The organism is Methylomarinum vadi, from assembly GCF_000733935.1.
Taxonomy (GTDB): domain Bacteria; phylum Pseudomonadota; class Gammaproteobacteria; order Methylococcales; family Methylomonadaceae; genus Methylomarinum; species Methylomarinum vadi.
Window position 1 is genome coordinate 4,008,597 of the sequence record NZ_JPON01000001.1, and the last position, 11,427, is coordinate 4,020,023.

7 protein-coding genes are annotated in these 11,427 nt (G+C 53.0%); 3 read left to right on the plus strand and 4 right to left on the minus strand.

The window, feature by feature from the left end:
- Positions 1–5 precede the first annotated feature (5 nt).
- The gene (gene hypF / locus EP25_RS0119950) at positions 6–2,258 is read left to right on the plus strand and encodes a carbamoyltransferase HypF (protein WP_031435485.1); all 2,253 of its coding nucleotides are present in this window, start codon (positions 6–8) and stop codon (positions 2,256–2,258) included.
- Positions 2,259–2,261: 3 nt separating this feature from the next.
- Here hypF and EP25_RS0119955 read toward each other — a convergent pair whose 3' ends face one another.
- The 4 genes from EP25_RS0119955 to EP25_RS0119970 all read right to left on the minus strand — a co-directional run bounded on the left by EP25_RS0119955 (position 2,262) and on the right by EP25_RS0119970 (position 9,115).
- A complete protein-coding gene (locus tag EP25_RS0119955; protein WP_031435486.1) occupies positions 2,262–5,411 on the minus strand; it encodes an efflux RND transporter permease subunit in 3,150 nt (1,049 codons plus the stop codon).
- Positions 5,404–6,732 carry an efflux RND transporter periplasmic adaptor subunit gene (locus EP25_RS0119960; RefSeq protein ID WP_031435487.1) on the minus strand — a complete coding sequence of 443 codons (1,329 nt, stop codon included), beginning with the start codon at positions 6,730–6,732 and terminating at the stop codon, positions 5,404–5,406. Before EP25_RS0119960 ends, EP25_RS0119955 begins: the two co-directional genes overlap by 8 nt.
- Positions 6,725–8,002, minus strand: a complete 1,278-nt coding sequence (locus EP25_RS0119965) for a TolC family protein (protein WP_031435488.1) — start codon at positions 8,000–8,002, stop codon at positions 6,725–6,727. Before EP25_RS0119965 ends, EP25_RS0119960 begins: the two co-directional genes overlap by 8 nt.
- A 216-nt stretch (positions 8,003–8,218) precedes the next feature.
- Positions 8,219–9,115: a MaoC family dehydratase gene (locus EP25_RS0119970; RefSeq protein ID WP_031435489.1), complete on the minus strand. Its 897-nt coding sequence runs from the start codon at positions 9,113–9,115 to the stop codon at positions 8,219–8,221.
- Positions 9,116–9,616: 501 nt separating this feature from the next.
- Here EP25_RS0119970 and EP25_RS0119975 point away from each other — a divergent pair.
- Both EP25_RS0119975 and EP25_RS0119985 read left to right on the plus strand, forming a co-directional pair.
- Positions 9,617–10,090 (plus strand): cyclic nucleotide-binding domain-containing protein, encoded by a 474-nt coding sequence (locus tag EP25_RS0119975; RefSeq protein WP_031435490.1) that lies wholly within the window; start codon positions 9,617–9,619, stop codon positions 10,088–10,090.
- Positions 10,091–10,422: 332 nt separating this feature from the next.
- Complete coding sequence (locus tag EP25_RS0119985; RefSeq protein WP_235185963.1) at positions 10,423–11,169, plus strand: PEP-CTERM/exosortase system-associated acyltransferase; 747 nt, start codon at positions 10,423–10,425, stop codon at positions 11,167–11,169.
- Positions 11,170–11,427 lie beyond the last annotated feature (258 nt).

The following is an 11,427-nucleotide window of genomic DNA, read 5'->3' on the forward strand; positions in this document are numbered from 1 at the left end:
GTTAAATGAACGCAATAGAGGCAAAAGAGATCGTTATATCCGGTCGGGTGCAGGGAGTCGGGTTCCGTCCCTTTGTGTACCGACTGGCCGATGAGTTTGGTTTGGCCGGCTGGGTACGCAACCGCAGCGGTCAGGTGGAAATCAGGGTGGAAGGCGCGGGTTCGGCGCTAGCGGCATTTGCCGACGCCTTGTATAATCGAGCTCCGCCGCTCGCCCGACCCGATTATCCCAGAATTGCCTCGGCGGCCCCGCTCGGATTGACAGGCTTTATTATTGAATCCAGCGAGGTGGGCGATGAAGCCGACATCCACCTTCCACCGGATTATTTCGTTTGCGACGATTGCCTGGCGGAAATGCGGAATCCGGTCGAGAGACGATATCGTTACCCGTTCATCAATTGCACGCAGTGCGGGCCCCGTTACACATTGATCGATCGCCTGCCTTACGACCGTCCCAATACGGCCATGGCCGCTTTTGCATTGTGCCGCGACTGCCGCGACGAATATGAAAACCCGCTTGATCGGCGCTACCACGCTCAACCCTTAGCCTGTGCCCGCTGCGGCCCGAGCTTGGCTTTCACTCGTCCGGGAGCGGCCGATATCCACGGCAACGAAGAGGCCTTGTCGGCTTGTTTGGACGCAATCCAAAACGGATTCATCGTCGCCGTCAAGGGGGTGGGCGGTTATCATCTGCTATGCGACGCAGGTGACCCCGAGGTTATCGGCCGATTGCGGCAGCGCAAACCCCGTCCCGACAAACCGCTGGCCGTGTTGGTGCCTTGGCGTGGGGATGACGGGCTGGAATGGGTCGGGCGCCTGGCCGAGTTCGGCGAAGCTGAACAACGCCTGATTTGCTCGCCGTCACGGCCGATCGTATTGCTGCGCAAACGCAATGAAGCTTGGCTGAGCGAAGCCGTCGCTCCGGGTTTGAACGAAATCGGGGTGATGCTGCCGTACAGCCCGATGCATCATTTGTTGGCGGAGGGTTACGCCAAGCCGCTGGTGGCGACCTCGGCCAATTTGAGCGGCGAGCCGGTTTTGATCGATAACGATGAAGCGACGGCGCGATTAGGCCACATCGCGGACGCTTTTTTGCACCACAACCGGCCGATAAGACGGCCGGCGGATGACTCCGTTTACCGCGCTATCGCCGGTAAGGTGCGGCCTTTGCGGATCGGTAGAGGCGTGGCGCCGGTGGAAAAAAAATTGCCTTTTCGTCTGGAGCAGCCGGTCCTGGCCATCGGCGCCGATTTGAAAAACACCGTGGCGTTGGCTTTCAACGACCGGGTCGTGATCTCGCCGCATATCGGCAACCTCGGCTCGTTACGCAGCGAGCGGGTATTCGAACAGGTCATTGCCGACCTTTGTCGGCTCTACGACATTACGCCCCGGACGATCGTCTGCGATGCTCACCCGGCTTACTATTCCAATTTGTGGGCGAAGCGGCAGGATTTACAGGTCGTGCCGGTCTATCATCACCATGCCCATGCCTCGGCGCTGGTGGGGGAACATGAGCTAGAAGAGCCCCTTTTGGTTTTTACCTGGGACGGAACCGGTTATGGCGAAGACGGAACGATCTGGGGCGGTGAAGCCCTGCTCGGTTCTCCCGGCCATTGGCGCCGCGTCGCCTCGTTAAGGCCTTTTAAACTTCCGGGAGGGGATAAGGCCAGCCGTGAAGCTTGGCGTTGCGCCCAAGCGCTGTGCTGGGAACAAGGGATGGCATGGCCGGATAGTCCGCCGAGTAGCGCGTTGCTTCGTAAAGCGTGGGAACGGGGCATCAATTGCCCGGTTACCAGTTCGGCCGGAAGATTGTTCGATGCCGCCTCGGCGCTGACTGGCGTGGCCCAGTTTTCCAGTTACGAAGGCCATGCCGCGATGCGCTTGGAGGCCATCAGCCGCCCCGGCGCCGAAGCGCTATCGCTGCCCCTTGGTTCGACGACTTCCGGGTTATTAATCAGCGATTGGGCGCCGTTGTTGCCTTTGCTATTGGACCGGGACGTTGGTCTTGCCGAACGGGCTTCGATGTTCCATGCCAGTCTGGCTAACGTGATAGTCGATCAGGCGCTCGCTATACGCGGCAAACACGGCGTCAAACGGGTCGGGTTGTCGGGCGGCGTGTTTCAGAACCGGTTGCTGACCGAACAAGCGCTAACGGCATTGAATCGACAAGAGTTCGAGGTTTATTTGCACGAAAGCCTGCCGTCCGGCGATGGCGGCATTTGTTTCGGTCAAGTGATCGAGGCCGCTAACAGGAAGTAAGTCTCACGTTTCGAGCGAGCGGCGTTTCTCCTGGAATTCCAACAGCAAGCTGTAAACGACCGGAAACACCAGCAGGCTCAACACCAGCACGGTCAGCATGCCGCCCAGAACCGGCGCCGCTATGCGTTGGGTGACGTCGGCGCCGGCGCCCGAGGCCCACATGATCGGGATTAGGCCGATCATGGTCGAGAAGGCCGTGATCGCGACCGGACGCACGCGTAGCGTGGTGGCCTTTTCGACGGCTTGGCATAGTTCCTCGCCGCTCAGCCGGCTTTGTGTTTGCTGCCGCCGTTTGGCGACTTCGATGTCGATAAAGTTCAGCACCATCACACCTGTCTCGGCGGCGGTGCCGGCCAGGGCGATGAAGCCGACATAGACCGCGACCGACAGATTGAAGCCATACCAGTACACCAGCCAGACACCGCCGATCAGGCCGAACGGAATGGTCAGCATGACGATGACCGGTTCGCTGATATTACGGAACGTTAGATAGAGCAGAACGAAGATCAGGACAAAGGTCAGCGGAACGACGATGCGCAATCGTTGCAGCGCCCGTTCCATGTATTCGAATTGGCCGGACCAAGCGACCGTGTAGCCGGGCGGAAGCGATACTTGTTCCGCCAACGTGCGTTTGGCCTGGGCGACGAAGCCGCCGATATCGGACGTTTTCAGGTCGACATAGACCCAAGCATTGGGGCGGGCATCCTCGCTCTTGATCGCCGGCGGGCCGCGCCGCAAATGCAGATCGGCCACCAGGGTCAGCGGAATCTGCGCGCCTCCGGGAGTGGCGATCAACACGCGTTTCAAGCTTTCCAGGTTGTCGCGCAGTTCCCGGGGATAGCGCAGATTGATCGGATAACGCTGCAAACCTTCCACCGTTTCGCTGACGTTCATGCCGCCGATCGCGCTTTGTATCACGTCCTGGACGTCGCCGACGGTGAGCCCGTAACGGGCCACTTCCTCGCGCTTGATGTCGAAATCAAGATAATACCCGCCCACGGCGCGGTCACCGAAAGCCGACAACGTGTCCGGCAGTGCCTTCATCGTTCCTTCGATCTCCTTGGTCAATTGTTGCAGGACATTCAAATCGGGCCCCGAGACTTTGATGCCGACCGGTGTCTTGATGCCGGTCGACAGCATGTCGATGCGGGTCTTGATCGGCATGGTCCAGCTGTTGGCCAGACCGGGAAAGCGGATGGCCTTGTCCATCTCGGCCATCAATTCGGCCGTGGTCTTATTCGGATCGGGCCATTGCTCCTTCGCTTTTAGTCGTATCGTCGTTTCCAGCATCGACAGCGGCGCGGGGTCGGTGGCGGTGTCGGCGCGGCCGACCTTGCCGAATACGCGTTCGACTTCGGGAAAGGTTTTCAGGATGCGGTCGGTCTGCTGCAGCAGTTCCTTGGCCTTGGTGATCGAGATACCAGGAAAAGTGGTCGGCATGTAAAGAATGTCGCCCTCGTCCAGCGGCGGCATGAATTCGCTGCCGGTCCTGGCCAGCGGGTAGGCGGTCGACGCCAGCAATATCGCGGCCAGTAACAGCGTTACTGCTCGATGGTTCATGGCCCAATGCAGAGCGGGCGAATGCAACGCATGCAGGATGCGGTTGCTCGGATTGTTCTGTTCCGGGATGATCTTGCCGCGAATGAAATACCCCATCAGTACCGGCACCAAAGTGACGGTCAATATCGCCGCCGCGGCCATGGCATAGGATTTGGTGAAAGCCAGCGGGCTGAACAATCGGCCTTCCTGAGCCTGCATGACGAAGATCGGCAGGAAGGAGACGGTGATCACCAATAACGAGAAAAACAAGGCCGGGCCGACTTCGCGCGAGGCCTTGCCAATAGCCTGCCAGCGTTCTCGCGGGTTTAGTTCGGCTCGCTTTGCCGCAGCGGCCTCGGCCAGATGCTTATGGGCGTTTTCGACCATGACAATGGCGCCGTCGACCATGTCGCCGATGGCGATGGCGATGCCGCCCAACGACATGATGTTGGCGTTCAGTCCCTGCCATTTCATGAGTATAAAGGCCATCAGCACGCCTAGCGGCAGCGTGATGATGATGACCAGCGACGAGCGCAGGTGGAGCAAAAACAGCGCGACCAGAATACTGACGATCAGCAGTTCCTGGCCCAATGCGGTTTTCAGCGTCGCGACGGCTCGCTCGATCAGGCTGCCGCGGTCGTAAACCGGAACGATCTCCACGCCATCCGGCAGACCTTGCTTAAGTTCCTCCAGTTTTCGTTTCACCCCGTCGATGGTGCGGCGGGCGTTTTCGCCAAAGCGCATGATCACGATGCCGCCGGCCACTTCACCGATGCCGTCCAATTCCGCCACGCCCCGGCGCAGTTCCGGGCCGATATGGACATGGGCGACATCCTGCAAGCGCACCGGGGTGCCGTTGGCATCGACGCCCAAGGCGATGGCGTTGATGTCTTCCAGGTCGTGAATATAACCCAGGCCGCGTACCATGAATTCGGTTTCGCCCATTTCCACCAGGCGGCCGCCGACATCGTTATTGGAACGCTGTATGGCGCGTTTGACTTTGGCCAGCGGAATACCGTAGGCGAGCAGGGCGTTGGGGTCGACTTCGACCTGATATTGCTTGACGAAACCACCTATCGAGGCGACCTCGGCGACCCCCGGAACGCTTTGCAACGGGTAACGAAGATACCAGTCCTGGAGCGAACGCAGCTGCGCCAAGTCGTGCCAACCGCTGCGATCGACCAGGGCATATTCATAGACCCAGCCGACGCCGGTGGCATCCGGGCCCAAACTCGGATTGACGCCTTGCGGCAGGCGCTTGCCGACATAATTGAGCGCCTCCAATACTCTGGATCGGGCCCAATAGAGATCGGTCCCGTCGGCAAAAATCACATACACGAACGACAGGCCGAAAAAAGAGTAACCCCGGACGGTCTTAGCCTTGGGCACGGCCAGCATGGCGCTGGTCAGAGGATAGGTGACCTGGTCCTCGACCACTTGCGGCGCCTGGCCGGGATATTCGGTGAAAACGATCACCTGCGCGTCGGATAAATCGGGTATCGCGTCCAACGGCATACTGTTGAACGACCAGAAACCGGTGACGGCGAGAATCATGGCGGCCAATAAGACCAGGAACCGTTCCCGCAGGGCCGCGCCAATCAGCCTGCTAATCATGCGCCGGGCTCTTCGTGGCGTTATGTTCGTGCTGCATAGGCATGGATTCGCCATTTTTTGACTGGGGTTTGGGCGCGATCATCTTCGCGGCGGCTTCGCGTAGTTTGGATTCCGAGTCGATTAGGAACTGCGCCGACGTCACCACTTCTTCGCCGGGTTCGATGCCGTCCAACACCGCCACTTTGCCCCCGGACGACAATCCTAGTTTGACCAATCTCGGTTCGAAACGGCCGGGAGCGGTGACGACGAAGACCTGGTTGCGGGCGCCTGAGCGGATCACTGCCTCGGAAGGAATGGTAATGCTGTTTGCCAGGCTGCCGGCATGGATGGTGATCTCGCTGTACATTTCCGGTTTCAACAGCAGATCGGGGTTGTCGAAGGCCAAACGCACCTTGATGGTTCGCGTTCTGGCTTCGGCATAGGGGTAGATATAAGCCAAATGGCCGCTGAAAATGCGCCCCGGCACGCCGGCCAAGTGCATGTCGACAGGATCGCCCGGTTTGACCCACGGCAGTTCGTATTCGTAGATGTCGGCATAGACCCAGACCCGGGTCAGGTCGGCGATCATGTACAACTCGGTGGCGGGGGTGACATATTGGCCTTCGCGCGCGCCGATGTTCATGACGATACCGGCAGTCGGGGAATGGATATGCAGGCTTTTACGGATTTTGTGTTGATGAATTAGGTCATGCAGTTGATGCTCCGGTACATCCAGAAGCTTTAATCGTTCCAGAGAGCTTTGCAACAGTTCTTCGGCGCCGCGGCGAATGTCCTCGAAAGGGCTTTGTTCCAGCGCTTTTAGATTGTTCAATGCCAGTAAGTATTCCTGCTGGCTGGCGACCAGTTGCGGTGAATAGATGCTGAGCAAGTCGTCGTTTTGTCGCACCCAATCGCCGGTTTTATCGACCCGAACTTCCTCGATCCAGCCTTCGGTCTTGGGGTGCAGGCGGACCAGTAGCTCTTCGTCATAACCGATGCGGCCGACCGTGCGGATGACATGGGACAGCGTTTCCCGTTTGGCTTTCGCTGTACGCACGCCGATGCTTTGCACGACGCCGCCATCGATAATGACCGTGCCGGGCGTTTCTTGCGGTCCTTTCTGCTCTTCGGCATAGACCGGAATATAATCCATGCCCATGTCGTCCTTGGCCGGAACAGGCGAAGTGATTTCCGGGTTCATCGGATGGCGGTAGAACAACGGTCGCTTTTCGGTTCTCTCGGAATCTGTTGTGACACCCATGCGTTTGGGGGCCAACCAATAACCAACGGCCAAGCCAACAATCAGCATTAGGGTGGCGGTAATGAGCAAGGATTTATTCATAGATCTCTTCCTTGCCGACGGAGGCGGTGAGTTGGGCTAGGGCCTGATGCGCCTCGGCCAACGTTTTCCAATATTGGGTTTCGTAATTGAACAACGTCACTTGGCTGCGCACCAGATTGAGAAAATCGACTTTGTTGACCTGATAGCCGGCCAGCATGGAAGAAACCGTCTGCCTGGCTTGCGGGATAATGCCGGTTTTGAACAACTGGGCCTGCTGCTTGGCACGCTGGAAATCGTTGTAAGCTTGGGAAATCTGTGCTCGCGTTCGGTTCCATTCATCACGTAGGGCGTATTTCTGTTGCATCAGTTCGCTGCTGCGTTGATCGACTGCCCGGCCTTGTTTGTCGGCGGCGAATAGCGGCACGTTCATGCTTAGCCTGAAACTGAGGAAATCGGCGCGTTCCTGCCCATTCGGCATGTCTTCCCGGCCGCCGTAATAGGCGCCGATATTGAAGTCCGGATAATAGTCCCGTTCCGCCAGTTGCAAGCGCGATTCGGCCGCCTTGATCCGTTGTTGCTGCGCCGACAGCAATGCCCGTCGCTGTTCCGCGGTGGTATACAAGGCGTCTTCTGTTTGCAAGCTGGGCAAGTTTTCCTCGGTTTGTTTCGGTAGGCGCAGTGGATGATTGGCCGGCAGGTTGAGGAGGGCATTCAATCGTGCGGCAGTGTTACGGCGGGCGCCGGATAAGGACAATTCGTTTTCCAGCATTTTCGATAATTCCAGTTGCGCCAACAACACGTCCTGTTGTAGGCCTTCGCCGACCTCGTATTTGGTGCTGGCGATCTTAATAAACTGGCGCAATAGATTCTGGTTGGCGGAGATGATCGCCAGCGCCCGGTCCAGATAAAACAAATTCCACCACTGTTGCTTGACTTCGCGCATCAGTTGCCAGCGCGCCTCGACGACATTGTGCGCGGCCGCTTCGGCCTCGTGTTGCGCCGTTTGCTCGCGGAGCGCCAATTTGCCGGGGAAGGGAATGGCCTGGGAAATCCCGCCCTGCAGCTGGGTCATGTTTTCCTGGCCTAAATTAAAGGTGTCGGTAGGCAGGTTCAATGCGCTGAAACTGATGACCGGATCGGGCAATGCAGCGACTTGCGGCGCAATGCTGGCCATCGCCTCGGAACGGGCTCTTAGTTGGGCCAGGTTGGGATTGTCGCGGGTGGCGAGTTGCAGGGCGGAAGAAAGGGTGACCTCATTGTTTTGTTGGGCAATCACCATACCGTTGAAAAGCAGCAAACAGAGCAAGGAAAAATAGGTGCGAATTGGCATGGCGTCTGGCGAAATCCAATATGATCCGGATACTATTCATTATAGTCGTATACATCACCGTCTAGGACATAAAGTACGAAAAACCGAGGTCAGCGCTGAAGTGGTTGATTCGGAAAACCATATCCGTAAAGCGGGCATTTAATTTTGTGGCATAAAACCGCAATAAATCGAGTATTGCGCTCCAATCAAGGGTTGTTGAAGAACACTAGTTTATTGTTAGCCTGATTTCAGGATATTTTGTAACGATGTCAGGGAAATGATGCCCCGATAAAGAATTCGGTTATCCCGTATTAAGCCGTAGCATTCATAGGAATCGGCTTGTTGCGGTATTTCCTTGGCCAGTATGTGAAGGACATCATTGCTCTTTAATTGACGCAGCCAAACGCGATCGATGGAAATCTTGTGTGTCGTATAAACCATCGGATTTTCCTCGAAATCATGTTTATTTTTTAACGCTTTTTCCAACAATGCGCAGGAAATGAGACTGCAGGGAAATATTTCCGGAAAATTGGCTTTATTATTAAGTTCATCGAAGAACAACGATTGGTCGGTAAAAGAACCGCATAAAAAGTTTTTGGCATTGCTGGTGTTCATGAATTTGCGTTTTAGGAAAAATCCGTGTTCTTGCAGATAGTTCCGGTCTGGCAATAGACGTAAGTTGCCGAAAGTGGAGATATTTTTATCGGACAGAAAAAGCGGTTCAAACGACTCTTTTTTATAGCCCATCAGCGCCAGACGTCCATCGGTTTTAACCGCTACACGGTTGCTTAATACGGTTTTTCCATCGTTTTCAGCGAGTTGCGATTTTTTGATATCGACTGTGACCTGTTCGCCGGGTTTAACCGCATTGGCAAAAGTGAATTGATAATTACTGTAACGCAGTGCTTTTTCATGAATCAGAGATATTTCGTTGTTGAGCTCGCGGAAATCGGTAATTTGCTTTTCAACCAACGAAACCAGCTGGAATCCAAGCACTATAGGCCCGTTGAAAGGATTGTTTTTAATGTGATGCCAGTTATGCGGGTCGTGGAATAGATTGAAATCATCCGTTGCATTACGGGCGACATCGATATGAATTTGCTGAAAGCAAAATTCCGGATTAATTTCATTCATCTGCTGTTCTCCTGCAACAAGAAGAATAAGAATTTTAATCTGTTACCGTCTATACTAACGCTGAAAGGGCTTCGGATTAACTGCTAAATCCAAGTTGATAAGCGTGTCCTTTCTTCGCGTTCACCATAAAAGTAGAACCGTAAGTATTTTTTGGCCATAGGGCATTAGTACGAAGTTTAGCGAAACAAAATCAGAAAGTTAGTTTTTTAAGGTATTTAGTATGGCAACCTTGTCACGACTATTCTTTTAAGAATTTCGGGCAAAAGCGTTTAGATGTTGTGCTAAGGGGATAACCCAACGATCGATCATATCATTGCTCATCAAAATTCGGTACCTTAAAACCTTTAACCTCCGGGAGAAGGCGGGATAAGGACAGAAAAAAACTAAATTTTGATGTGAACAGGATTAAATTGGTTGTAAATAAAGTATCCGAAAGGAAAGTAAATCGTAATGGTCAATTCGCGACAATTATCGGATTGAATATAGAAGGAGGGGAATGGTTTGAAAAATTTACTGAAAAAAATTCTTGCCGCCCGACAATTGCAGGAGGGCGTGGCTTGGCATAGACGGAATTATGATGCAGGAACCGTCATCGTAAAAAAAGGCGATATTGGTGAGTCGTTGTTCTATATTGAAACAGGGGTATTGCGGGTCACCGGCGATGTCCAAGTGAAAAATCAGAAAACCATTCAAGCCGGAGTATGCGATTTGGAAAGCGGTTCTATTTTCGGGGAAATTTGCCTGCATCAGTCACAGATTCGCACTGCGACAGTGACGGCGGCAAGCGATGTCGAATTGCTGGAAATCGAAGGGGCGGCATTTAGCGTTTATTTGGATGATAATCCTGTACTCGGCTATCTTTTCTATAAAAATCTATTTGAAATAATGATCAATCGATTGGGTATGGCCAATCGAAGGATAGAAAACCTGACCGCCTGGGGATTAAAGGTGCGAGGCGTCGATAGTGATTTTTGACCGTGATTGGTTCAACTTTTTCTGTTATGAATCGAAAATTTCGCCGTATGGATTGATTTTGAAAAGTTATTTGAGCAAAAAAAAACATGGAGTTGCGGCAAAGAATGCAAAAATCCAGAGGCAATGGATTGAGCTAAATTATAATTTTCATGTGGTTTGAATTGAACCGGTGTGGGCTAGGGCAAACCGATCGTTTGGTAAAAAGTCCCTTCATCAAAGCGCAAATTAAGGCTCATTTTTGTTTGATGAACATTCCGGATTGTTGACAGGGAGATCTAAATGGGCAGTGAAAGTGTATTTCCATACGGAAAACATTATTTTGGGGAAGCATGATGAATGAAAATTCGAGTATCACGAAAAATTTTCAGGACTACTTTTCGGTAGAGTTTGCTAAAACATCGGAACAAAAAAGCAAAGTTTACGGTGTTAGATATAGGGTTTATTGCGACGAATTTCATTACGAGAAGGTCGATAAATATCCACAGCAACAGGAAACCGACGAATACGATGATTTTTCCTTGCATTGTTTGATAACTCACAAAGCTAGCGGATTACCCGCCGGTTGCGTGCGGTTGGTTCCTGCTTTCGATAATAATGGCGCACCATGTCAGCTTCCCCTTGAACAACATTGCCAAGATAGTCTCGATCAAGAATTTATCGATAACATGAATTTAGATAGATCTACAATCTGTGAAATATCCCGATTGGCTGTCGATAGAACATTCCGCAAACGTTCCGGGGAAACACTCACCCGTTTTGGGCAAATAGAAGGACTGGATTTTTCGAAACAGGAACAACGAACCTTTTCCCTCATCGCCGTCGCCGCATTTCTGGCGGCCACCGCCATGACGGATATCAGCGGAAAAACGAATGTTTTCGCCATGATGGAACCTTTTTTGCCTAGATTGATGAAACGCTCAGGTATCGTATTCAATAAGGTTGGTCATGATATGGATTACCATGGCATCAGGGCCCCCTATTTTATCCAGACTCAGTCAGCCCTTGATAACATGCAGGCGGATTTAAAAGAGTTGTATCGATGGATTTTTGAGCAAATCGAAATAGGGGATCGTTTGTAAACCGCATTCAATCGGATGTGATTGTATTGAACTAATCCAAAAATTTCATAACTTAAATTAGTTCAACATGAAGGTAAAATGATGTTCTTGATATTTTAGGATTGGACTAGGAAACGATAAAGAATGAGAATGCGCTAATCCGTCTTTAATTTGTTGTAGTTGATTGAAGCATTTAAATTTCTTAACCGTTTTTTGTCTCCAATGGTGTTTCGTGTCGAATATTATCGCATTAAATTCTTTAAAACTGTTCGGACTGTA